Origin of the sequence: Pedobacter sp. UBA5917 (assembly GCF_002432345.1) — a bacterium.
Lineage (GTDB): Bacteria > Bacteroidota > Bacteroidia > Sphingobacteriales > Sphingobacteriaceae > Pedobacter.
This window is the reverse complement of the sequence record NZ_DJDT01000115.1, coordinates 1-23,599: the sequence shown is the minus strand read 5'-3', so window position 1 is coordinate 23,599 and position 23,599 is coordinate 1. Positions and strand designations below refer to the sequence as shown.

Genomic DNA, 23,599 nt, shown 5'->3' with positions numbered 1-23,599 from the left:
AAACCGCTCTTACTACTGCGCTGATGTTTACGAATATCCCGCAGCATTTGTAACACTGGAAGGTAAAACATTTTTAATCCACTGTCCTTCTAAATATTGCAGGCTCGATTTTGAAAATGCTGAAACCGGCCAGATTATAACCGATGCAATAGATAGAAATCCGATTGATTTTTTCCATTCAAGATTAGAAGTAAGCCCCAACGGCAAATACTTAATAAGTAAAGGCTGGTTTTGGCACCCCTTTGATGCCATTAGGTTATTTGATATTAAAGAATGTTTCAGCAACCCCCATTTGCTCGATCAATCTGAAATTTATCCCAACGTAGGAACAGAAATCTCAACAGCAAGTTTTATTGACGATAACAGGGTGCTTTGGGGTTCATCGGATGGGGAAGAAATTGATGACGGATTATTGGAAAATCTTCCCCAAAAATGCATGGCCATTTGGGATATTAGCTCTGGCAGGTTATCAAAGCCTATAAAAATAGATATTGAATTTGGAAACCTCTACGCAATTAACAACCGGTTTGCCTGGGATATATACAAATTTCCAAAAATCATAAATCTCGAAACAGGGCAGGTAGTTGATCAGGACGAAAGTATTTCAAGCGGACTGCAGAATTCATCAATCATCCACCACCTCGGTAATCTTCCCAAAGTGGCATTTAACCCGCAAACAAAACAACTTGCAATAAGCAATGGCGATGCAATAGAAATTTTAGAACCCTAAATTAAAACATGGAGCATAATAAAAAATTCAAACTCAGTGCCGATCAGATCAAAGACCTGATCCCCCGCATGGGCGGCTGTATGGCTACCGATAAGATTACCGTAAATGGCGAACCCGTAAAATACATGTACAGGCAGGAGCCAGAAAATGACATAGATTCGGGCTGGGTATTTTTATCGGGTACCGAAACACAGGAATATTTGGATGATGCAGCCAATACCATGATTTACGATGTAAATACCATTGCCAATTATGATAAGGCCATTATCCCATATCTTAACCTGCCCATAGGTTCGGATCTGGAACGGATTGATGGCACGGATACCTTTGAGCGTTATACAGGCTAATACATGTTAAAACATCCAAAAGTTGTTTTTCTATTTTTTTACTTTGGCCAGGCATTATTTCTATATGGTAGTAAAATATGCAAAACACAATAGATAGCCTTTCTAACCAGGAATTTGAAATATACGATCACACAGTTATGCTCGAAAAAATTGGCGATCAGGTTGATATTGGGAAACAGTTAGAAAAAGACGGCACTTTTGAGCGGTACCGGAAAATCCACCAAAATTATCTCGATCTGTTTCTCGATTCAAAAGATGAAAAAACGAAGTTGGAAATCTTAAAACGACTGATATTTTTGAACTGGTACGGAATAATAGAGCCCAGTTATTATAGTGGCATTGGAATTTTGGATGATGAAATCATTTCTAAATCTTATACCATCCTTAACGATTATCTGATTAATAATAAAATTGACAGTGAACTTAAATGGATGTTATCTTATTACTCGAGCTGGGATTTTAGTATATTACCCTATTCAGAACCAAATTTAAAAGCATTAACAAAATTCGTAAAAGAGCGCGACGATTCAGTATTGGCTAGTCCTGAAAAAGAACTACCAAAAGGAACAATGGATAACAGGGGGCAAATGGGTATTTATTGGAAAATAAGTACAATTAAAGAAGATTAACAGTTTAAAAGATTTTATTGCCGTCATTAAAATAACAATTGAAGAAGGTTAAATGATGAACAAACCTCAGATAAATGATTTTATAAAAACCTACCACATTCAAAGTGTTTTCACTAATGCTTTCGCCTTTCTATTAAATCAGCATACCTGTGAACAATTAGATATAACCGACAAAAATCTATCTATCGATGTTGAGCTTTTTGAACAAGAATTACCCGATGCAAACACGGTAGCCTTAAAAAGCACTGTTTATCAGAATAATAACAAAATCGGATTTTATAAATTGATTTTTACCTACGATGGAAACCTGATGGATGATTTTTTTGTAATTTATTGATGGGTTAATTCTTTTGACCATAGATTCTTAATTACTTTCGAATTACAGAAAGCCTATCAGGCTCTGCGCTGATCATCTTAAATCTGCGGGAGCCCCAAATAACACCAATCATCTCGGATTAAAGAAACGATTGGTTAGTAACTTAAAGCAAAATACTACATGCCAGAACCGATAATAATTGAGGATTATTCGCCAGCATGGGCTACTACATTCGAAGCGCTCAAAACCATTTACCAATCTCATCTACATCAACTTATCATGGGTGTTGAACATGTGGGCAGCACATCTGTTGTAGGGCTGGCGGCAAAACCGGTAATCGATATCGATATTATAATCAGCAACCCGGAAAACCTGGATACCATTATCAAAAAACTGAAACCTTTGGGCTACACCCACCGTGGCAACCTGGGGATTTCTGATCGTGAGGCTTTTAAATGCGATACTACCTACACCCCAATTGATGGCTCAGGAAAGATTTGGCCCAAACACCATTTATATGTTTGCCCTTCGGATAGTGTAAGTTTAAGGAACCATTTAACACTGCGCAATTTTCTACGCAACCATCCACAAAAAGCAAAAGAATACGGCGAACTGAAAAAGAAACTTGCACACGAAAATCCTTACAGTATCGACAGGTATATCGAACAAAAAACACCTTTTATTATAGATATATTAAAGAATGGTGGTTTTACTGAAACTGAAATACTGAACATCACAGAGGAAAACATTCAGAAATAAGATATGGAAATCCGCTTATTGGTATTACGAACTGCTGATACAAAACACCTGGTTGACTTTTACAGTTTATTGGAACTTGATTTTGAATACCATAAACATGGAAACTCCCCCTTCCATTATTCGACCAATATCGGTTCTACAGTTTTTGAAATTTATCCTTTGGCAAAAGATCAAAAAGAAGCAGACAAAAATCTAAGGTTAGGTTTTGGTTTAGAAAATTTTGAAGAGGCAATAATGATGTTAAAAGCAACCAAAGTTCCTTTTGTTCAAGAACCAGCTGAAACAGCCTTCGGTTTTATGGCAATTATAATTGATCCTGATGGGAGAAAAATTGAGCTGTACAGGAAATAAAGTTCGGATTTATTACATTAATGATAATAGCATGATGGATTCTGAAACAAGTTCAGAATGACGACTGAATTAAAACACAACGCACCAAATTCTGCGCTGATCATCTTAAATCTGCGGGAGAAAAAGACGGTAAGAGTTCCCCGCTGATCACACTAATTACGCAGATATTTCCAATACACAGCTTTGCACTATTCTACATTATTCATATCTTCCCATCAGTTTAAGTTATCCGGATAATGCATCAGCGCTCAACCAACCATGCTAGCTCAACCGCAAATTTCACTATGTATAAATTAACAACCTCAAAAATATGAAACCAAGAGCAGCTCTGTTTTCGATTATTCTATTGGCAATTGTTCTAATTAGCTGTAAAGGCAAAAATGAAATTAAACCATGTTACATTTCATTTAAATCGACAACGGGTTTAGTTGCGGCCAGTTTAGATCGCCTTCCCGAAGATGCAGAGAAATATAAAACGGTGCCAACTGCAAATGGAGAAGTAAACGTGACCTGTACAGATGGTTACCGGATTTTATATAACAACAGTAAGAACGCCCCTTTCGTAAACTTAAAAGTAGAGCTTTCTGAAGAAAAGAGTTATAACCTCGATAAAAAGAAGCTGCTCGAAAATTTATTTTTTTTAAACTCGCACTCCACGGGTATGGAAAGCAAGAACCTGATAGAACTTAAATTTAATGGTTATACTGTTTACGGAATTAACCGGGCATCAATTGAAACAGGCAGTACATTAGGCACATTTATCATGTTCCCCGGAAATAACACCACTGTTTATTTTTACTTCAACAATATGAAACCCGAATACAGAAATTTCACCTCCTTTAGCGATTATAAAAAACAACGTGACAGATTTATTAATGAGTATACCAAATATCTAAACACCTGTAAGGATAAATAAATACAACTGGTAGCATAAAACATTACGGAAGTTAACATTAACGCTCAATGAATCCATTTTCAATTACCTTAACAGCACTGTGGGCCTACCCTATTTTAAGCTTAATCTTTTTTGTATTCACTAAAAGGAAACCAAAAACAAGGATATGGGTGATCAGCATTTCAATTGCGTTAACTGTTTTAACCACTTTAGCTTTACTGCTTAAAATTTCAACTATATCGGTATCATTAAATTGGTTACTCGTTTCGGGTTTCTACCTAAGCCTATCACTTATATTGTGGTGGTCGCAATTTCAGCCGAATACATTCTTAAAAATTGTAGGTGCTTTGTTTATGACAGGCGTTTTTGGAATAGGTTATCTCTCCGGAACTCTTGGTATTTTAGGTGTAGGATTTATCGTTGCAGATTTCGAAACGGATACCGAAAAAAAATGGAGTGATGGTATTATTTACAGGGAACGTTCAATTGGTAATGCCATTTCTGATTATAGGGGCACACGTATTGAGATTTATAAAACAGTTGCATGGCTACCTGTTTTCGAATACCGGATAACCCAAAAGGAATATTACAACGTAATTGCCTATCCAAATGAGATAAAAGTTAACTACGAACCTAATAAACATATCATTCATCTATCTGCCAATATCGTTTCAGTAAATGATGGCGGTAGAGAGAAATGGAGTGATAGTATAAAACTTAAATAAAAGATAATACTATGAGTTGGGATATTGTAATATTCAGTTCAAAACAAAAAATAAATGCGGTTGAAGAAGTTGAGGAAGAATTGCTTGTGGAAATAGATTTTAATGCGATTTTGGAAAAACACTTTAACAATATTACCGCGGATAAAAATCAGCGTGAAATAAAAGGCGATAACTACGCAATAGTTTATTATGCCGACCAGGAGCCTGTAAGCAATAAGGTATTCGGCCTTTATGGGGAGGAAGCGCTTTTTGTACTGATAAGCGTTGCAAAATTATACGATTGGCAAATATTCGATACCGGCAATGGAGAAATGCTTAATCTCGAACATCCCGAAAAAAACGGTTACAGTAATTTCCAAAATTACTTGCAGCATATTTTGAAAAATACAAATAATTAACATGAGCGACGCCAGAAGAAACCGACGACAACAACAGCGCAGTAAAGTTACCTTTTCCAAATTAACCTTTCATAAACTCAACTGGTTAGAATACCTCACCATTGGTTTAAGCCTGTGGTTCATATTTTTCCGCGAGCCTTATAAAATTCTTTTTACGGCCTTGCTCTGCATGCCCATTATCGGCATTGTGCTTAATGGTTTAACCGGCAGGCCCAGCATTGCCAGTTTGGTAGAAATTTCGGAAGAGAAGGATGGAAGCGATAAATATGATGTGGCCGATTTTATCGACATTGCAGCCTGGGTTATCCTGTTGCATGTAATGATCAGATATGATTATGAAAGTTTTTACAGTTTGATTATCCCAGGTACCATAGCCTTTGCAATCATGCTGATCATTCTTTTTGCTACACACAATTATATCATCAACACCAATAAAAGCAAAACATGGATTTACCTGTCACTCATTTTTAATGTTTTTCTTTATAGCTACGCTGGCACTTATGGAGCAAACTGTGTTTTCGACACTTCGGAACCAACGGTTTACCATGCCGAGGTTGTAAATAAAAGAATTAGCAAGAGTAGCAAGGGTGGAACATCTTATTACCTAAAAGTTACTCCTTGGGGCCATCATTACGACCAGGAAGAAATTTCGGTAGCAAAGAGCCAGTATGATGAGAACCAGATCGGTCAAACTATAAATATCGACCTAAAAAAAGGTTTATTTAACATCCCCTGGTATTATATAGAATAAGCTGTAACAGCTATGCTCCCATACCATCTAATAAATAACAGGCGCTACATTAATCCGTTAAAAAATTGACCTCCTATCCTGAAGAAATAAAATTTATATCCAGTTGGCGAAAGTATCAGCAACGGGTTCTTGATCAATTAGATGATTACATTGCCAACCGGCACCTGCATATTATTGCGCCACCGGGTTCGGGCAAAACGGTTTTAGGGCTCGAAGTAGCTATCCGTTTAAACAAACCAACACTGATCCTGGCACCTACCATTGCCATACGAAACCAATGGATACAGCGTTTCTGTGATCTTTTTCTCCAGGTTGAAACCGTGCCAGACTGGATTTCGAAAGACATCAGAAATCCAAAGTTTTTAACAGTGGTAACTTTTCAGGGCCTGCACGCGGCCTGTAATAACCTGCGCATAAAGGAAGAGGAAGAAACAGAAGAAGAGGAAGATGCCGAAGAAAGTTTAAAATCATCGAACCCCAATCTCGATAACATTGTAAGCGGATTAAAATTACAGCAGGTTAATACCATTGTGGTTGATGAAGCCCATCATTTAAAAAACGAATGGTGGCAAACCCTAACCAGGGTAAAAGAAAAACTCGGTCCCATTACAGTTGGCTTAACGGCAACCCCTCCTTATGATGTTACCCCGGCAGAGTGGTTGCGGTACCTCGAATTTAACGGCCCCGTTGACGCCGAAATATCAGTTCCCGACCTGGTAATAGAGGGTGATTTATGTCCGCACCAGGATTATGTGCACTTTACCTTCCCAACCGAAACCGAGAATAAAAACATTGAGCAGTTTAGGCAAAATATAGAACAGCTGTTCAACGAAATTAAACAGGATAAAACCATTATTACAGCAATTGAAAACCACCCCATTTGGGTACACCCAACCGAACACCTCGAATGGATTTACACCAATCTGGCCTGTTATTCTGCCTGTTTAATCTTTTTACATGCCAACGGAAGGGAAATACACGAGCTGCATACCGAGGTAATCGGTGATGATAAACCCGAAATCCCTCCGCTCGATTACCACTGGCTGGAAAAACTTCTGGATTTCTATCTCTACCAGGAGAAAGAACGTTTTAAACCTTTTGATGAACACCGTAAACAACTCGAAAATAAGTTGAGGCGCTGTGGTGCAATGGAAAAACGACAGATAGACTTTTCCAATAGTAAGCGCATCACAGGTTTTTTAACCTCGAGCATCAGCAAATTAACCGGTATCTGCAAAATTGTGGATTTCGAGTTTAAACAGCTTAACCATCAATTGAGGATGGTAATACTATCTGATTATATCCGAAAGGAATTTTACATAAATGCACCGGAGAATAAACTCGAGCTTACCAAAATGGGTGTAATCCCTATTTTTGAAAAACTAAGGCGCGAAAACGATAACGGTAAAAAAATAGGTGTACTTACCGGTTCAATGGTGATTATACCAAAAACAGCCTATAACGCATTCGAAACAAAAGCGTTTGGAAAGGGCATTTCAAAAATCAGTTTGTCGCCGGTGCCCTACGATGATAACTATATCATCATTGAGCAGACCGAACAGCTTAAAAATGACCTGATCCATATTGTAACCGAAATTTTTCAGGAAGGACAAATCGAGGTACTCATTGGCACAAAATCCTTATTGGGTGAGGGATGGGATGCACCGGCCATCAATTCGCTTATACTGGCCAGTTTTGTTGGTTCCTTTGTTTCATCCAACCAGATGCGTGGCAGGGCGATTAGAACGCAGAATGGCAATACAGGTAAAACCGGAAACATCTGGCACCTGGTTACCATAGATCCAACGGCCGAAACCGGCGGAGATGACTTTGATTTATTGAAGCGGCGGTTTAAAAGTTTCGTAGGTGTTTCTTTTAAAGAGGAGCCCGGCATCGAAAATGGAATGAACCGCTTAAACCTACCCGAAAATATTGTTTTGCCAGCAGAAGCAGAGAAAAAGAACGATGAAATGTTCAACTATGCTGCAAACAGGGAAAATTTAAAAGAGCGCTGGAAACTGGCGCTCGAAGGTGGTGTAAACCTGATCGAAGAAATAAAAATACCATTTGAAGAGGAACTCGGTTACCAGGAAGTGAAAGCCATGTACCTGAATAAAACCATTACATACCTTTCGGCCACTTTGTTTTCGGGCCTGGCCGGATTCGGAGTAGAAATACTTGAAGTTTTTCTGAAAGGGGCTAAAAACATCAGATCACTCCAAGATTTTTATATCATTTTGGCAATTATAGGAACTATAGGGATTATCTTATTCGGTAGTTTAACCTACAGAACGCTGAGCCTTTACATTAAGTACAGGGATATTTCAAAAGATATCCAGCAAATTGGTGAAGCACTGCTAAATTCGCTCATTAAAACCGGAGCGATCAAAACAGATGTTTCAAAAATTTACGTACAAAGTAGCATAGATAGATACGGCGCCGTTTTTTGCCATTTGGAAGGAGGAACAACATTCGAAAAATCCATCTTTATTAATGCCCTGCAGGAGTTGATTGCACCGATCGATAATCCACGTTATGTAATTATCAGGAGGAACAGGTTTATGCTCTTTATCAAACAGAAAGATTATCATGCTGTGCCCGAGCTCATCGGCAGGAATAAAAACCTTGCCGAACATTTTAAAGACCAATGGGAACACTACGTAGGTAAGTGCGATTTAATATTTACCAGAACCATCGAAGGCCGGAAACTGATTTTACAATCAAGAATGAAATCGCTGGCCGCGCAGTTCCAGAACAAAACAGAACATGTAAACAAATGGAAGTAAAACATAAAGGGCAAAACAATGACAGAAATCGAATCGATACTAAATGCTGATTTTCTATTAAAACTTGTTGCAATTGAAACCATTCAACATTACTCTACTATCGATACTTCCATTAAAAATGAAGGAATGGAAAGTAAGGTAGAATTAAAGGTAATGGTATTGGAGCCTGCAGAAAATAACCAAGGAGTAGATGAAAACATTTATGAATTGGTTTTAGGTAATGTTACCAGCTATCAGATGGATTTTAACAACGTTAACGAAAGGACATTTGAATTTGATACAGACGAAGTAAAACTAGAAAGAAATACCGGAAATGCATATTTGCTGCGCTTTTTTAATTCATCTGTTAATATAAACATCGTATTTAGTGAATTAAGTATAAAGCAATTGAACTGATAAAGATTCCGCGCTAATCACCTAAAATCTGCGGGAGATAAAAGACGATGATGGTCTCCCGCTGATCTCACGGATTTCGCAGAACACCAACCCTAAAAGATCCTTCGACTCCCGAATATTCGGGACAGGTTACGCTCAGGATTGACAATAATAGTTTGCCGCTAATCGCGCAGATTTACGCAAATACTACTATTTCCTTATTTTCCAACTTCTTTTATATAGCAGAATTACCATGCCACCCGTCATCCTGAATTTATTTCAGGATCTGTAAAAAGGTATCTAAACGCATTAATTAGCCTTTCACCTTGTAAAGCTTATCATAAACAATACCCAGACAAACGAAAGATTCTGAAACAAGTTCAGAATGACGGCTGGAATTGAACATAATGTCCCGAACTCTGCGCTGATCATCTTATATCTGAGGGAGAAAAAAGACGATGATGGTCTCCCGCTGATCTCACGGATTTCGCAGAACACCAACCCTAAAAGATCCTTCGACTTCGCTCAGGATGACAATAATAGTTTGCCGCTAATCGAGCAGATTTACGTAAATACTACTATTTCTTTACTTTCCAACTTCTTTTATATAGCAAAATTACCATGCCACCCGTCATCCTGAATTTATTTCAGGATCTCTGGAAGCTATTTAAACGCATTAATTAGCCTTTCACCTTACAAATCTTATCATAAACAATAACCAGACAAACGATAGATTCTGAAACAAGTTCAGAATGACGGCTGGAATTGAACATAATGTCCCGAACTCTGCGCTGATCATCTTATATCTGCGGGAGAAAAATGGCTAAGCTTTCCCTCTGATAACGCAGAATACCAACTCTGTGCCCTCGGTGCTTTCTTCTGTGACCTCTGTGGTTAAAAAAAATACGAAAACTAAAAAGATTGCTTCACTCCACACCACTAGCCATTCCCTTCTGTCGCAATGATAGGATAAGGGCGATTTGTTATCATACACCAAATCCCGGTCCTCCGTCTTCCGACATCAGACTACCTCTTTACTTTGCGGCCTCCGCGCCATCCTGAGCGTAGGAGAAGGGCCTTAGCGACCTTTGCGGTTAAAAACGCAACTACTCCGATAACTTCTGCTTAATCCCATCCGTTAATTTCTTAACTTTCACATAGCCTGCCAAAGAACTGTTGCGTTTGTCGAAGTTGATCTCCAGCCAGCCCTTTTTGGCTTTCAGGTTAAATTTATCACCTCCGTTTAAATTCACAAACAGATCTATATCCTGATCCAATGGAAGTTCGTTGTTCAGGGCGCTGTCGAGGTATTTTTCGAGCTTACCTGTTTTGCTTCCAGCGTAATTAGCCTCAAACTTAAATAATGTGCCGGTATCTTTCGTTTTGATCGATAGATGGCCTCCATCGCTATGGCATCCAAAGTTTAAAGTGGCGAATAAAATTGCAATACTGTATAAGATGTTTTTCATGTTTATTGTTGGTTAATTATATTTTTCGAATTGCTAAATTGTTTAATTGCTGCATTGCTAACTGCCAATTGTTAACTGCAAACTGCCAATAGATCCTTCGACTCCGCTCAGGGTGACGACTCGGTTATGTAGGCTTAGTTCTTCGGCTTCTTGCAGACTATTAGACTCTCGACTAAGGACTTTGGACTAATGACTCCAAACTCCAACCTACCCCCCAGCCCTTCCTTTCATATCATCTGTTGCTGTATTCCTTGAGCGTGCCGATTTTACATTCTGGTTTCCGAAGTTATAGCTGATGCTAAAATTTGCCCTTCTGCTGGTGTAGCGGTTTACTACCTTCATATTGATATTCTGGTAAACCAGTTTCCCTTCCCAATGGTTGGTAAGCAGGATATCATCCATGTTTAAACGTAATTTCAGTTTTTTATCCATTAAAGTTTTTTGGATTCCGGCATTTAACGCCCCCTGGTAAATGGTGGTCTGTTCTACCCCGTTAACCCTTGGCGAACTTAACCAAGCACTGATCTCGATACTGAAATTTTGGGGCAAGGTAAAGGTATCCGATGTATATAAATTCACCGTAGCCTTGCCGGCACTGAAGGCTGCCCCCTCAATATTGCCATCGTTAAACTTATTGTAGTACACACTTGCATTGTTCTGCATGTTCCACCATTTGGTTACTTTAACGGGGATATATAAATCGGCAGAGTAATAACGCGAACGGCCAAGGTTCTCGCGGATCACGCTGATGATCCTTGTGGCATCATCCTGTTTACTGATCTGCGTAATCATATCGCGGGTATCAGAATAGTTTAGTGAGAAAGAAATTTCTTTATAATTGTAGCTGATCTGGTAATTATCGGTAAACTGTGGTTTCAGATAAGGATTTCCCTGATCAACTGCCAATGGATCCATATAAAATACAAATGGGTTTAACTGCTGGTAATTCGGACGATCTACCCTGCGGCCATAAGAATAACGGATGTTATGGTTTTCGCCGATTTTCTGATTTACAAACACGGTTGGAAAAAGGGAAAAGTAATTCCGTTCCACTTCTTTCTGATCAGTAACCGAAGTGCCTTTAGAGTGCGTATGCTCTCCCCTCAAACCCACCTGAACCTGGAACACTTTCCACTCTTTAGAGAAACTGCCATAAATAGCATTGATATTCTCTTTATAAACAAAATTGTTCGATTTACCCAGATCGTTCTGCCACACACCGTTTACCAATTGTTCCGAAATAAAATCATTATTGGTAACCACATAACTGCTTTTTAAACCTGTTTCGAGTTTCATGGTTTTATCAATCGGCAGGGTAAAATCCGTTTTGGCAGCATATACACTAATTTCTGCATCCGTATTGTTTCTTAACGTGGTTTGATTGGTGGTGCTGCCTCCGCTATTGAGGTAATTGGCCAGAAAATTCTCGTCCTTTTTATTGCTGAAACCCGAATAATCCATATCGAAAGTGATGCTTTTTCCTTTTTTATCGAAATCGTGTTTAACATTGAAATTGGCCGTTAAATTACCAACGGGCGAATTCGAATTGGCATCCTGTAAAATATAATTCAGGCTCGAAGCACCATTCTGCACCGCATTGATATTGGTATTGCTAAAATTGGTGAGCTTGGTGGTTACCGTATTGGCATCGAGCATTACCCCGAAAACAGTTTTCTCCGAAGCATAATAATCGGCGCCTAATTTCCCCTGAAAACCAATCCCTTTATTTTTGCGGTCGAAATTTTGTGTTAACGAACTCGCCAAACCTTCCGATAAAGTAGTACGGGTTAAAAAAGTATTATTAAACTGCGCCTTGCGGGCCACTGCGCCATTACCAAAAATATTCCATTTGCCCTGTCTGTGGTTGAGGTTCAGGTTTACACCGGCGCGGAATAAATCGTTTGGCGAATCGGGCATAATACCTTGTCCGGTATTAACAGACACTGTACCGTTTGTACCAAAAGCCTTATTACGTTTAAGCTTGATATTGATGATCCCCGCATTTCCGGCAGCATCGTATTTGGCAGACGGATTGGTAATCAGCTCGATTGTAGAGATCTGATCGCTGCTCATATTGCTCAACAGTGTGGTAATGTCGGCTCCAGAGAGGAAATTCGCCTTCCCATCGATCATTACTGTTACGCCGTTTTTATTGTTTAGTTTAATCTGGTCATTCTGCCTGTCAACCCGCACACCGGGCGCTTTCTCCAAAACTTCCAAAGCCGTACTACCAGATGCAACAATACTGTTTTCTACATTCAGTACCGTTTTATCGATCAGGTGTTCAACAAAAGGTTTCTTACCCTGCACACTTACTTCTTTCAGCTGCTTTGCTACACTTTCTATACCGATTGCTGGCAGGTTTAAATCTCCGTTAAGCGAAAAGCGGTCTGTTTTTTTACTTTTAAAACCTACAATTGAAACCGATAACTGATAATCGCCATTTTTTAACTGGTCAATTACAAATTCACCATCAATATTGGTTGATACACTTTTAATTGCAGTGGTATCAGGATAGTTCAATACCCGAACAATGGCGAACGATACGGGAACCGTTTTTTCATCAACGATTTTTCCCTTCAGTTTATTTAATTTTTGGGCAAAAGAAGCCCCACATGCCATTAGGCATGCAATTATTGTAAATAATGTTTTCATGGTTTCTTTTTTTTAAGGTATGATTGTCATCAACTGCGGCCCTTTACCAATAATAGCGTTATATAAAAAGTCGTCATTGCGAGGAGGAACGACGAAGCAATCTTACTACGATCGCTAGTCATTAAATGTTTTTTATCATCCCAATATAGTAGGGCTGCTTCGTACCTCGCAATGACGACTTGGGGCATCTTTACTCAACTAAACAATATCATTACTATTGTTCAGGCTTAATTCCCAATTCGTCTTTAACCTCTCTCATCCTGTTTGATACCGAATCCTGGTAAATGGTATCGTTGGGTTTATTATTGCGCAATAATTCCAGGTCGAATAGTTCTTTTTGCAGTTTCTCTTTTTTAATGGCTTCTTCTTTTAACTGAGCAACGCATTTTAAACCATCCTCTGTCATAATCCAAACACTATAATCGTTGTGGTCGTTCTCTGTATTTTTGCAGTCCCAGGTCCAGTAATTGTTAATATAACGGTAAGTATCTTCTTTTAAAATCAGCCTTGTACCTACCGGAACTTCGAGGTTTAGCCTTACTTCCTGGTTTCTCCAGATCGTTCCCTTTCTCAATTGGAACCTCGGACTAAAAACCAATACCGAATCTTTTGTTCCGTAACTGTAACTGATGTTCTGGGCATTCTGTAATGCACTTTGGAATGTTTTACCCTGCGATTCGTATTTCTGTGTTAGGCGTGTTATACCGCTTTCACTTTTACTGATATCGATACGGATCTGGTTCGGAGAAACAAACGGTCCATCTTCAAAATCATCAACTACGATCCTGCTTTTCTGGTTAGCATCGATATGGTAAGCTATACTATCCTCTTTGCTGAAATATTTGCTTTTATCAATATCAAGGATATAGGTTTTATAAGTTTTTAAATCGGCTGTTTGCGTTAACTCTGCATGCTGTTTAAACTCCGACGATATTTTAGCCGCCTGATAACCTGTAACGGCAACACCGGCCAACCAGATAATCAACAGTGCAAAAGAAAGCGTTTTATTAATGGCCTGTTTATTAAATGCCACCCTGATGGAGAAAAGTATCAAAGCTAAAATCGGCACGAAACATACTATAAATGCACCAAATAAAATGATCCCCCTGTTGCTTTCATTAATGATGGAGAATGGGAAATACTCATAAATGCTGGCATCCCAGAAACCCTGAAAAGCTGCCGCACTGATAATCAAAGCCAATAAAAACAATACACCGAATACAATGATGAAACCAGCTATTACCTTAAAAATCACTTTTCCGGTACCCGATAAAAAGCGACCGAGCCATTCGAAAAATTCGCCGATAAAAATACCCAATCTGCCGAATATCGGTTGTGCATGTTTGTTTACTTCGCTCAAACGCTCTTTTACCGCCTGTAATTCTTCATCCAGGTTCTTCTGGAAACCCTGAAGGTTTGCGGGTTCGCCTTTCATCTCCATACGCTCGATACGCGATTTCGCTTTCGGCATAATGATCCACAGTAAGGCATAAACCAACAGGCCGAATCCGCCAACAAAGCTGATCAGGAAGGTAGCCAAACGGATCCACTTAGGATCGGCATTGATATAATGCGCAATACCCGAACAAACCCCCGCCACCATGCGGTTATCCATATCGCGGTATAATTTTTTCTCGGTGTACTGGTACTGGTAGGCATTATTAAGCACAGGTTCTTCTTCACCCTCCTCAACAGTATCAAAATCGTGTACCCTGCCCATCTGTGTTATAACCGAGTTTACGTTGGCGGCATCTACTACCTGTTTTTTCTGCTCTTCCAACTGTTCAGTTAAAAGCTCTGCAATACGGTTTTCGATATCCGTTACAATCTCAAGGTCGTCGGCATGGTTGGCAAAATGCTGTTTTACTTCGTTCAGGTAGGCCTTTAAGAGTTCGTAGGCACTTTCTTCGATGTGAATGATCGTGTTCCCTATATTTATGATGATGGTCTTTTCCATTTCCTTTTAAAATTATTATGAATTGGCTCCTTTTTGTGAAACACCTACAGCATAAGCCAGCTCCTGCCAGGTTTGATCTAATTGAGATAAAATACCCCTACCATCTTCGGTTAAGGTATAATATTTACGCGGTGGGCCCGAGGTAGATTCTACCCAGTTGTAGCTTAACAAACCATTGTTTTTAAGCCTCGTTAATAATGGATATAATGTACCCTCAACCACCAACAGCTTTGCCGACCTTAATTCGGCAATAATATCCGAAGCATAAATTTCGCCCCGTGAGATGATTGATAGAACACAGTATTCCAGAATTCCCTTCCGCATTTGTGTTTGCGTATTTTCTGCTATCATAATACAAAGATATATGTTTTATAAACTACTATGCAATACATAGTACTATCAAAAATTAAAATAAAATCATAAACACCTGATTAACAGAAAAATAATTTTAAATAAAATTTTGAGTTATGGAAATAATTCCGTGAAAAATGTGAGTTTTCACCGAATTTTGGAGAAGAATGAATTGTAATTCCTTAGTTTTTTGGCCCGAAACTTACGAAGTTTGACCTGCATAGAGCTAAGGAAACTTCGTAAGTAGGCCTTGGATTTGTACTCTTTTTAAACCTCGAAAGGCAACCAATACTGTATTGGATTTTAAACAGCATGATCATCTATTTTATGCACCTGCTGTATTTTACAACCGTATAAATATCAATTAATTACGCAAAAAATATATTTATCCACATTTTAACATTTTTATCGGTTTTTGGCTTGGGATTTGCCCTAAGAAAATTATCCTTATTAAAACATTTCGCCATGCTTATCAAATTAGACACATCAGCTTTCAGGCTTTCGAGGCACAAAGCAGAAACAGCAAAAAAAGTTGTAGCACCACTTACCAGGGATCAATGGATCACTGCCGACAGAATTGTTATGATAGCAATGTTTATTGCCACAATAGTTGGTGCAATTTTATTTTAAATTTCCGATGGTTGATCAAAAATCTTCAGAAATTAACTCTTTATTAATCATTACTGCGGCCATGGTTCCAGCGGCTGTAATAATAGGTAACGACCTGAACAAGGTTGTACAATCTCCTGCGGCATAAACGCCTTTGGCAGTGGTTTGCTGCTGCTCATTTACTTTTATTGTTTTCATATCTGTTAACTCAAAACCCAGCTGCTCGTTAAAATTTAAATGCTGCGCTATTTCGGGTTTAACATAAATTGCTTTTAAAGCTAATTTCTCTCCACTTTTAAAAACGACGTTTTCGAGGTAACCATCCTGATGTTCGAATTCAATAACCTCATCTTCTATAATATTTATTGATTTGGATTTCAGCTTTTTGGTCTGCTCTTCAGTCAGCTCCGATTTTCCATTGGTTAAAATGGTTAAATCTTTATTTAACAACTGTATGTTTTTCGACATTTCGAAGGCATGCTCGCCGTTCATCAGTAAAGCTACTTTTTCGTTTTTCACCTCATAACCATGGCAATAAGGGCAGTGTATGGCCGAAATGGCCCAGCAAGCGGCTAAACCTTTAATATTAGGCAAGGTATCTTTCAAACCTGTGGCCAATAATAATTTCCGCGAGGTAAAGCTTTGGCCATCTTCTAAACCAACAATAAAACCACCTGCTATCTGTTTTGCTGAATTCGCTTTTCCCTCTACAAACTTTACGGTTGGATATTTCAAAACTTCGGTTTTTGCCACTGCTGAAATATCGGCAGGCCGATCGCCATCGTGGGTTAAAAAATTATGCGAATGCGGGGTCTGCCGGTTGCAGGGTTTGCCGGCATCTATTACCAGAACACTTCTTGTTGAGCGGCCCAAAGTTAATGTGGCAGATAAACCTGCGTAACTGCCACCGATTATAATTACATCAAAATCCATATCCTTATCTTTTAAAACAAAGATCCGAATTCAAACATCAAATGCAACACAGATGCATTAAATGAATGTCATTTTATTTTTTCAAAATAAAGGCTTTTATGAAACTACTGTAATACGACCGTGCTTCGATGATGCGATAATTGCTTTTTAAAAAATATGGTACCATATCAATCAGGTGGTTGGCCTCTACAATATCCAAAAGTTTAAAAAAACTGTACATCGATTTGAGCAATGCCCATTTCCACCATTTTCCATTCTTTTTGTTGAGTGAAAAATCGACCAGAAACCATAGTCCGTCTTTTTTCAGATAGCCATCTAGCTGGACAAAAACTTTAGCAGCACGCTCTTCAACAAAATTATCAAAAAGGAAAGGGGTTAAAATGATATCAAAATTTTTATCCGTGCTAAAATCCTCAATACCCAGGTTTATAAAATCGACATGGTTACCCTTATAATTCCGTTTTTGGGAAAGCGCAATCATTTTTGCCGAAATCTCCACATAAACAATCTTCAATCCGCTTACATGCACCTTAGCTAGTTCTTCCAAAATCCAGCCTGTACCACCGCCAACAATTAAAACAGAACTATTTTTCGGAATATACTGGAGTTGGTTGATCTGTGCATTAACCTGCGACCTGAAAAACACCAAACGGCTCAAGGTATCGTAATGATTGGCTATTTTATCGTAGTTGTTGTTCATTGTTGGTTAATCGGTTAATTGTATAAATTGGTTAATCGTACCGTGCAAACGCTTAAAATGGTTAATCGGTTAACTGTTTAAATTGGTTAATTGGGCCTGTTTCACCGTTTAGTTTGGTTAACCGGTTAACTGTTCAAATTGGTTAATCGAACATACCCACCAATTAACCAGTTAACCGATTTAAACAATTAACCCTAGTGTACAAATTGCTTAACTGAACATAGTCATCGATTAACCAGTTAACCGATTTAAACAGTTAACCCTAGTGTACAAATTGCTTAACTGAACATAGTCACCAGTTAACCGGTTTAAACAGTTAACACTAGTGTACAAATTGCTTAACTGAACATAGTCATCGATTAACCAGTTAACCGATTTAAACAATTAACCAATCTATTTAAACAATTAACCTTTAGTGCACAAACTGCATTCCTATAATCCCACATACGGCCTTAAATAAAATCAATCCATCAATAACCATCAGATAATAAAGGATATTTTTTCTGCGGTGCATGGAATAAGCGATATAAATGGTGAGGATAAACGGAAGTACATTAAATAAAACCTGGGGAAAACCAAAACCTTTGTAACGGGCAAATATTCCCAAAGAAACTAAACCGATAATCAGTAAAGGGATAAGGATACTAAAAATTGTTCTCCGCAGGCCATATCGCACTACAAACGTCCGCAAATGCCTATTTGCATCAGTTGGATAATCCTTAATGTCGAAAATAATAGCATTTACCGTGCAGAACATCCAGTTTTTAATAAATAACCAGGTCCATAATACCGAATCGTGATAACCCACGCCAGTTTCAATTTTAAGCATAATCAGCGGAAGCACATTGGCACAGCAGGCCCACACAAAACCGATTACAAAAGCTTTTAACCAACCGGTATTACGGAGATTGAACTTTAAAAAAGACCTGGGCAATAAACCGTAATATAAACCGCCTGCAACAATAATAATCAATATGGCGACCCAATAAGTGAAGGGAAGCGCCAGGATATGCTCAAAGTTTTGGTATAACAGATTAATGGCCAGCAGCATGCAGGTGATAAAAAGTACCGCCTGACTCCAGTTAATAAATGTTTTATGTTTAAAATACCACTGGTTGCGCGGATTGGTGCTCGAAGGTGCTGTAGAAACTTTATTATATGCGTAGGTATAATAAATGGTCGGCGCTAAAAACAATAGCAGGTAGTAATTTAACGAGTTTAAAGGTAGTCTTAACTGAAAGGTAGCTTCGAGCGTTAAAGCCACTGCCAAAATGCCTACAAAGTAGTTTCCAAAGAAAATAAATCTGATTATTTTGTTGAGCATTCGCTACCGTTTTTCAGCAGGCAATTTCGGATATATAATTGAATATGATAAATAATAAAACCGATTTTCTGTTATCTTAGAGTTAGCAAGAAATTGACCAATAAATTTATAACTCAAAAAAACCAACAAACGATATGGAAGATTCAAAAAACCCAACTTCAGCAGCTGATACCGCACCAAAGGTGACAGGTATAGGTGGCATTTTCTTTTATTCAGACAACCCAAAGGAAACGAAAGATTGGTATGCAAAAAATTTAGGGGTAGAAGTTAACGCATGGGGTTCGGTAAGTTTCGACTCGCGGAACATCAATAATCCTGATGAAGTTGAAACCTTACAATGGAGCCCGTTTAAAAAAGGTGATGAATATTTTTCTCCATCGAAAAAGGAATTTATGATCAATTACCGTGTTCAAAATCTGGAAGCTCTATTGGAAAAGCTTAGAGAAAATGGTGTAACTATACTTGATGAAGTTGCTACTTATGATTTTGGCAAATTTATCCATATTATGGATGCGGAAGGCAATAAAATTGAGTTGTGGGAGCCTAAATAAGATTTTTTCCCAATTTTGTCATCCTGAGCACAGCGAAGGATCTTTGTAGGAAAGCTACCATCGAAATACTTCCAATAAATCGTCGTCATTTCGACTGAAACGCAGCGAAATGGAGAGATCTATTTTGCATGAAAGACCCTGAAACAAGTTCAGAGTGACGATGTGCTTGACAGATTTCTCGGCTGCGTGCACTCCGCTCGAAATGACGAGTATAATTTTTGATTACGAAAAAAGCCTCCCAGTAAACTGAAAGGCTTCATGTGTGGGAAATGAGGGGTTCGAACCCCCGACCCCCTCGGTGTAAACGAGGTGCTCTGAACCAGCTGAGCTAATTTCCCTATTGTTATGTTTTAAAAAGTTTGATAAAAAAGCCTTCCAGTAAACTGAAAGGCTTTAAGTGTGGGAAATGAGGGGTTCGAACCCCCGACCCCCTCGGTGTAAACGAGGTGCTCTGAACCAGCTGAGCTAATTTCCCTTTTATATTTTGTCAAACTTAATGCCCCATCCTCCGTTTGGGAATGCAAATATAGCGCTATAAAACTGTTCTGCAAATCTTTTTTTCTTTTTTTTCAACTTAACAAAGTTTCGAGGATTTTATGCGATTGCACCACCCCAAACGACGATGTATGTAAGGTATAGAAAACCAATATCTTATCTAACAGAAAGCGCCGCTGTGTATTGTTTATTTTTATTTCAGAAATTTTTTCGAGGGGCGAATCAAAAAGCGAAATAAAGCCTAGGGCATCATCCAAATTAAGGTAATTGGGGTGAATCGGTACGCGCGAACTGAATTCCCCTTCCTGCAGATCGAAATAAATCTGATCGTTCCGTCGCTTTCCGTTTGGTGAAAAACCTAAAAACCGCGTCAGTTTTAACAAAAAGGATAAATGAAAGTTGGGATTGATCTCTTCCACCTCATCAAACCACGCTATCGAATTAAAAATATAATCGAATAAACTTTCATCGGCCGATTGTTGCCTGATGCTTTTATACAAAACCTCATTTAAAAAAATAACAATACTGGTTTTGATTACATCGTAAGGAATACTTTTAAAAACAGGCGTTTGTCGCACTTCAGATATACGTTGAATATTGGTATTTGCTTTATGATAAACCACCATATCCAGCAAATGGAGCGACTGCAGCATGTTCATTTTAATTTTTCCCTTAGGTTTTTTAACCCCATTAATGAGGTAAGACTGCATACCGAATTTATCGGTAAGTACCTGCACCACCACACTGCTTTCGCTGTAATCGGTGGTCTTTAAAACAATGCCCCTAACTTTATGCAACATGCTGTTAAAACAATTTTTTCAAAAGTATGTTATTTGTGCAAATTTAATTGCGCAAAAAGTAATCGCGTTTTACAAATAAGATTAGTTTTGCCATTAAAATTATTATTAAACTAAGCTGCACATGTGGGTTAAGCTATCGAGATTTATTCTTCAGAACCGTATCGCAATCATCGTATTTTTTGTTTTAGGAACCATTTTCATGGCTTATCAGGCCAAAAATGTAAAACTCTCCTACACAGGGAGCAAAATCCTGCCCGTTACCGATAGTGCATTTGTAAAATATAACGCTTTTAAAAAGACTTTCGGTGAAGATGGAAGTGTGATGGTAGTGGGAATACAATCGCCCGATATTTTTAAAAAAGAGGTTTATAATCAATGGGTTCAACTTTCTAACGAAATCCAGAAATTAAAGGGAATTAAACAGGTTTTATCTTCCGGTCGGATTTTCCAGCTGGAAAAAGACACTGTGAACCAAAAATTTATCTTAAAACCGATTCCCGGTGGTTTAGTTAAAACTGATGCCGGCATGGATTCGATCAAGAATACCATTTATGGCAATCCATTTTTCGAAGGATTGGTTTACAATCGCCAGAATGCCACTTTGATGGCGATTACTTTTGATACGAAGATTCTAAATACAGCAGAGCGTAATCCGATCCTAAAAGAAATTGAAGCTAAAGCGAAGGCTTTTCAGGAATCAACTAAAATCCAGGTGCATATTTCGGGTCTGCCTTATATCCGCACTGCGGTAAGTAAACTGGTAAGCAACGAGTTTGTACTCTTTTTAGGCTTATCGATCCTGGTTTCAGCGCTGATTCTATTGTTTTTCTTCAAGAAATTTTACGCCGTGTTCTTCCCTATCCTGGTAGTGGTGATGGGTGTAATCTGGAGCATCGGTACTTTGGTATTATTCGGTTTCGAACTGACAATTTTAACAGGTTTGATCCCACCACTAATCGTTATTATCGGTATCCCGAACAGTATTTTATTGCTGAACAAATATCAGAACGAACTCCGCAAACACGGCGACAAACAAAAAGCATTAAGCATCACAATCGAGCGGATAGCCATTACCACCTTGATTGCCAACATCACCGCAGCCATTGGTTTTGGTGTACTTTACTTTACCGGAAGTGAACTCTTAATGCAATTTGGTAGCGTAGCCTCGATTAACGTAATGGTTACCTGGTTAATGTGTTTATGTTTGATTCCTATTATTTTCAGCTATCTGCCTGCACCAAAACTGAAACCGCAAACCCATATCGACGAAGGTTTTCTGCATAAATTATTGGTTAAAACCGATACACTTGTACAGCATAAAAGCGGTTTGATTTATATTGGAACAATCATCATTTCTATCATTGCTTTTATCGGCGTAATGAAGATCAATGTTAATGGATACGTGGTTGATGATCTACCAAAAAACTCTGAAATTTTAACGGATCTTAAATTCTTCGAGAAAAATTTTGAGGGTATTCTGCCTTTGGAAGTAAGCGTTGATACCAAGAAAAAGAACGGCGTTTTCAATTTAACCAATCTGAAAAGAATGGAAAAGCTGGAGAAAATGATTTCTGCCTATCCTGAGTTTTCGCGTTCCATCTCGGTAAATATGGGTTTAAAATATGCGACACAAGCGTTTTACAATAACGATTCTACATTTTTCCGTCTGCCGGATAATTTAGAGAAAAATTTTATTCTGGCTTACATTGCGAATGGTGGAAAAGGAAATTCAAGCCTGTTGACCAATTTTATCAGTAAGGGTAACCAAAGCACAAGGATCAGTTTCCAAATGGCCGATGTGGGCTCGAAACGTTTAGATGCGATTATGGCTGAGCTAAAACCGCGTATCGACAGCATTTTGCCTCCATCTAAATTTGATGTAGAGCTTACCGGATCGAGCATTATTTTTTCGAAGGGAACAGATTACATGTTAAAACACCTCGTAGAGAGTATTGCTTTGGCTATTATTTTAATCTCGTTGTTAAGGTTAATGCAGTTTAAGAGCCTGGGTATTATGTTTATTTCACTTTTGCCCAACATTGTGCCTTTAATCATTACTGCAGGGATTATGGGTTATTTCGGCATTTCGCTAAAACCTTCTACCATCTTAATTTTCACCATTGCCTTTGGTTTGGCATCCGATCAAACAATTTATTTCCTTACGAGATATCAGCAGGAATTAAACCTGACCAATTTTAGTGTTCCCAAAGTAATTACAGATACGATTACCGAAACCGGGGTAAGTATGACGCATATCGCGCTCATTTTATTTTTTGGCTTCGGGATTTTTACCGCTTCTACTTTTGGCGGTACGGTGGTACTGGGATTACTCCTATCGATCACTTTATTGGTTGCCTTGATTTTCAACCTAACATTATTACCAGCATTGGTTTTATGGTTAGATAAAAAGAAGGTAAGAAAAGTAATTTCTGATGAGGAATCGGCGAAAAATGCCGGTGAATTTGACCATTAATTGAGTTGGGCGTTTTTTTAAAAACGATTTAGGTTTCGGTCCGTGGAGACACGTACCGGGGTTCGAAGAGTTTTATTAGTTTGGTGTTCGGAGTTTTGGATGCGTAAACTAATTGCGATATGATTTATAGCCTTGGGTTTAAACCCAAGGCTATTTTTATAAATCCGTCACCCTGAATTCATTTCAGGGTCTTAATAGTAAAAAGAACCTCTCTACAAAA

23 protein-coding genes and 2 tRNA genes are annotated in these 23,599 nt (G+C 38.4%); 15 read left to right on the top strand and 10 right to left on the bottom strand.

Going from position 1 to position 23,599, the window contains the following annotated elements:
- From B2V92_RS06955 to B2V92_RS06900, 12 genes are all read left to right on the top strand, one after another.
- Positions 1-730, top strand: a 730-nt coding sequence (locus B2V92_RS06955) for a hypothetical protein (protein WP_293306153.1), incomplete at its 5' end; no start/stop codon positions are given.
- Between the two features lie 8 nt (positions 731-738).
- A complete protein-coding gene (locus B2V92_RS06950) occupies positions 739-1,077 on the top strand; it encodes a DUF2185 domain-containing protein (protein WP_293306151.1) in 339 nt (112 codons plus the stop codon).
- A 77-nt stretch (positions 1,078-1,154) separates the two neighbouring features.
- Positions 1,155-1,706, top strand: coding sequence for a hypothetical protein (locus B2V92_RS06945; protein WP_293306149.1), 552 nt, complete (start codon positions 1,155-1,157; stop codon positions 1,704-1,706).
- Between the two features lie 52 nt (positions 1,707-1,758).
- Positions 1,759-2,043, top strand: a complete 285-nt coding sequence (locus B2V92_RS06940; protein WP_293306147.1) for a hypothetical protein — start codon at positions 1,759-1,761, stop codon at positions 2,041-2,043.
- Positions 2,044-2,202: 159 nt separating this feature from the next.
- Positions 2,203-2,781, top strand: a complete 579-nt coding sequence (locus tag B2V92_RS06935; RefSeq protein ID WP_293306145.1) for a GrpB family protein — start codon at positions 2,203-2,205, stop codon at positions 2,779-2,781.
- Between the two features lie 3 nt (positions 2,782-2,784).
- A complete protein-coding gene (locus tag B2V92_RS06930; RefSeq protein ID WP_349681420.1) occupies positions 2,785-3,132 on the top strand; it encodes a VOC family protein in 348 nt (115 codons plus the stop codon).
- 310 nt (positions 3,133-3,442) lie between these two features.
- Entirely contained in the window at positions 3,443-4,048 is a 606-nt protein-coding gene (locus tag B2V92_RS06925) for a hypothetical protein (RefSeq protein ID WP_293306141.1), read from the top strand.
- A gap of 47 nt (positions 4,049-4,095) precedes the next feature.
- Positions 4,096-4,752 carry a hypothetical protein gene (locus B2V92_RS06920; protein WP_293306139.1) on the top strand — a complete coding sequence of 219 codons (657 nt, stop codon included), beginning with the start codon at positions 4,096-4,098 and terminating at the stop codon, positions 4,750-4,752.
- 11 nt (positions 4,753-4,763) lie between these two features.
- On the top strand, positions 4,764-5,150 hold the full coding sequence (locus B2V92_RS06915) for a hypothetical protein (RefSeq protein WP_293306137.1): 387 nt from the start codon (positions 4,764-4,766) through the stop codon (positions 5,148-5,150).
- Position 5,151: 1 nt separating this feature from the next.
- On the top strand, positions 5,152-5,901 hold the full coding sequence (locus B2V92_RS06910) for a hypothetical protein (RefSeq protein WP_293306135.1): 750 nt from the start codon (positions 5,152-5,154) through the stop codon (positions 5,899-5,901).
- A gap of 65 nt (positions 5,902-5,966) precedes the next feature.
- Positions 5,967-8,687, top strand: coding sequence for a DEAD/DEAH box helicase family protein (locus B2V92_RS06905; protein WP_293306133.1), 2,721 nt, complete (start codon positions 5,967-5,969; stop codon positions 8,685-8,687).
- 18 nt (positions 8,688-8,705) lie between these two features.
- Complete coding sequence (locus B2V92_RS06900; RefSeq protein ID WP_293306131.1) at positions 8,706-9,083, top strand: hypothetical protein; 378 nt, start codon at positions 8,706-8,708, stop codon at positions 9,081-9,083.
- A gap of 1,085 nt (positions 9,084-10,168) precedes the next feature.
- Here the strand turns inward: B2V92_RS06900 and B2V92_RS06895 are convergent.
- The 4 genes from B2V92_RS06895 to B2V92_RS06880 form a co-directional block, all read right to left on the bottom strand.
- A complete protein-coding gene (locus B2V92_RS06895) occupies positions 10,169-10,531 on the bottom strand; it encodes a hypothetical protein (protein WP_293306129.1) in 363 nt (120 codons plus the stop codon).
- A gap of 207 nt (positions 10,532-10,738) precedes the next feature.
- Positions 10,739-13,186, bottom strand: coding sequence for a TonB-dependent receptor domain-containing protein (locus tag B2V92_RS06890; protein ID WP_293306127.1), 2,448 nt, complete (start codon positions 13,184-13,186; stop codon positions 10,739-10,741).
- A 214-nt stretch (positions 13,187-13,400) separates the two neighbouring features.
- Positions 13,401-15,143, bottom strand: a complete 1,743-nt coding sequence (locus tag B2V92_RS06885) for a PspC domain-containing protein (RefSeq protein ID WP_293306125.1) — start codon at positions 15,141-15,143, stop codon at positions 13,401-13,403.
- Positions 15,144-15,158: 15 nt separating this feature from the next.
- Positions 15,159-15,494 (bottom strand): PadR family transcriptional regulator, encoded by a 336-nt coding sequence (locus tag B2V92_RS06880; protein WP_183767890.1) that lies wholly within the window; start codon positions 15,492-15,494, stop codon positions 15,159-15,161.
- Positions 15,495-15,959: 465 nt separating this feature from the next.
- Here B2V92_RS06880 and B2V92_RS06875 point away from each other — a divergent pair, with 465 nt between their 5' ends.
- On the top strand, positions 15,960-16,124 hold the full coding sequence (locus B2V92_RS06875) for a hypothetical protein (protein ID WP_293306120.1): 165 nt from the start codon (positions 15,960-15,962) through the stop codon (positions 16,122-16,124).
- Positions 16,125-16,139: 15 nt separating this feature from the next.
- On the opposite strand, the gene B2V92_RS06870 is transcribed toward B2V92_RS06875, so the two are convergent.
- The 3 genes from B2V92_RS06870 to B2V92_RS06860 all read right to left on the bottom strand — a co-directional run bounded on the left by B2V92_RS06870 (position 16,140) and on the right by B2V92_RS06860 (position 19,060).
- Complete coding sequence (locus B2V92_RS06870; protein WP_293306118.1) at positions 16,140-17,036, bottom strand: NAD(P)/FAD-dependent oxidoreductase; 897 nt, start codon at positions 17,034-17,036, stop codon at positions 16,140-16,142.
- A 73-nt stretch (positions 17,037-17,109) separates the two neighbouring features.
- On the bottom strand, positions 17,110-17,736 hold the full coding sequence (locus B2V92_RS06865) for a class I SAM-dependent methyltransferase (protein ID WP_293306116.1): 627 nt from the start codon (positions 17,734-17,736) through the stop codon (positions 17,110-17,112).
- A 412-nt stretch (positions 17,737-18,148) separates the two neighbouring features.
- Positions 18,149-19,060: a UbiA family prenyltransferase gene (locus B2V92_RS06860; RefSeq protein ID WP_293306114.1), complete on the bottom strand. Its 912-nt coding sequence runs from the start codon at positions 19,058-19,060 to the stop codon at positions 18,149-18,151.
- Between the two features lie 134 nt (positions 19,061-19,194).
- Here B2V92_RS06860 and B2V92_RS06855 point away from each other — a divergent pair, with 134 nt between their 5' ends.
- Positions 19,195-19,611 (top strand): VOC family protein, encoded by a 417-nt coding sequence (locus B2V92_RS06855; protein WP_293306112.1) that lies wholly within the window; start codon positions 19,195-19,197, stop codon positions 19,609-19,611.
- A 263-nt stretch (positions 19,612-19,874) separates the two neighbouring features.
- Here the strand turns inward: B2V92_RS06855 and B2V92_RS06850 are convergent.
- From B2V92_RS06850 to recO, 3 genes are all read right to left on the bottom strand, one after another.
- Positions 19,875-19,949: transfer RNA gene (locus B2V92_RS06850), tRNA-Val, on the bottom strand.
- 62 nt (positions 19,950-20,011) lie between these two features.
- A tRNA-Val gene (locus tag B2V92_RS06845) sits at positions 20,012-20,086 on the bottom strand.
- A 94-nt stretch (positions 20,087-20,180) separates the two neighbouring features.
- On the bottom strand, positions 20,181-20,906 hold the full coding sequence (recO, locus tag B2V92_RS06840) for a DNA repair protein RecO (RefSeq protein ID WP_293306110.1): 726 nt from the start codon (positions 20,904-20,906) through the stop codon (positions 20,181-20,183).
- Between the two features lie 121 nt (positions 20,907-21,027).
- Between recO and B2V92_RS06835 the strand changes: the two genes are divergently transcribed.
- The gene (locus tag B2V92_RS06835) at positions 21,028-23,379 is read left to right on the top strand and encodes an efflux RND transporter permease subunit (protein WP_293306108.1); all 2,352 of its coding nucleotides are present in this window, start codon (positions 21,028-21,030) and stop codon (positions 23,377-23,379) included.
- Positions 23,380-23,599 lie beyond the last annotated feature (220 nt).

Coding starts and splice junctions, on each gene's coding strand:
- B2V92_RS06920 (WP_293306139.1), top strand. CDS start 4,096: ATGAATCCATTTTCAATTACCTTAACAGCACTGTGGGCCTACCCTATT.
- B2V92_RS06930 (WP_349681420.1), top strand. CDS start 2,785: ATGGAAATCCGCTTATTGGTATTACGAACTGCTGATACAAAACACCTG.
- B2V92_RS06940 (WP_293306147.1), top strand. CDS start 1,759: ATGATGAACAAACCTCAGATAAATGATTTTATAAAAACCTACCACATT.
- B2V92_RS06835 (WP_293306108.1), top strand. CDS start 21,028: ATGTGGGTTAAGCTATCGAGATTTATTCTTCAGAACCGTATCGCAATC.
- B2V92_RS06950 (WP_293306151.1), top strand. CDS start 739: ATGGAGCATAATAAAAAATTCAAACTCAGTGCCGATCAGATCAAAGAC.
- B2V92_RS06895 (WP_293306129.1), bottom strand. CDS start 10,531: ATGAAAAACATCTTATACAGTATTGCAATTTTATTCGCCACTTTAAAC.
- B2V92_RS06885 (WP_293306125.1), bottom strand. CDS start 15,143: ATGGAAAAGACCATCATCATAAATATAGGGAACACGATCATTCACATC.
- B2V92_RS06915 (WP_293306137.1), top strand. CDS start 4,764: ATGAGTTGGGATATTGTAATATTCAGTTCAAAACAAAAAATAAATGCG.
- B2V92_RS06870 (WP_293306118.1), bottom strand. CDS start 17,036: ATGGATTTTGATGTAATTATAATCGGTGGCAGTTACGCAGGTTTATCT.
- recO (WP_293306110.1), bottom strand. CDS start 20,906: ATGTTGCATAAAGTTAGGGGCATTGTTTTAAAGACCACCGATTACAGC.
- B2V92_RS06860 (WP_293306114.1), bottom strand. CDS start 19,060: ATGCTCAACAAAATAATCAGATTTATTTTCTTTGGAAACTACTTTGTA.
- B2V92_RS06910 (WP_293306135.1), top strand. CDS start 5,152: ATGAGCGACGCCAGAAGAAACCGACGACAACAACAGCGCAGTAAAGTT.
- B2V92_RS06935 (WP_293306145.1), top strand. CDS start 2,203: ATGCCAGAACCGATAATAATTGAGGATTATTCGCCAGCATGGGCTACT.
- B2V92_RS06925 (WP_293306141.1), top strand. CDS start 3,443: ATGAAACCAAGAGCAGCTCTGTTTTCGATTATTCTATTGGCAATTGTT.
- B2V92_RS06865 (WP_293306116.1), bottom strand. CDS start 17,736: ATGAACAACAACTACGATAAAATAGCCAATCATTACGATACCTTGAGC.
- B2V92_RS06855 (WP_293306112.1), top strand. CDS start 19,195: ATGGAAGATTCAAAAAACCCAACTTCAGCAGCTGATACCGCACCAAAG.
- B2V92_RS06875 (WP_293306120.1), top strand. CDS start 15,960: ATGCTTATCAAATTAGACACATCAGCTTTCAGGCTTTCGAGGCACAAA.
- B2V92_RS06945 (WP_293306149.1), top strand. CDS start 1,155: ATGCAAAACACAATAGATAGCCTTTCTAACCAGGAATTTGAAATATAC.
- B2V92_RS06900 (WP_293306131.1), top strand. CDS start 8,706: ATGACAGAAATCGAATCGATACTAAATGCTGATTTTCTATTAAAACTT.
- B2V92_RS06890 (WP_293306127.1), bottom strand. CDS start 13,186: ATGAAAACATTATTTACAATAATTGCATGCCTAATGGCATGTGGGGCT.
- B2V92_RS06880 (WP_183767890.1), bottom strand. CDS start 15,494: ATGATAGCAGAAAATACGCAAACACAAATGCGGAAGGGAATTCTGGAA.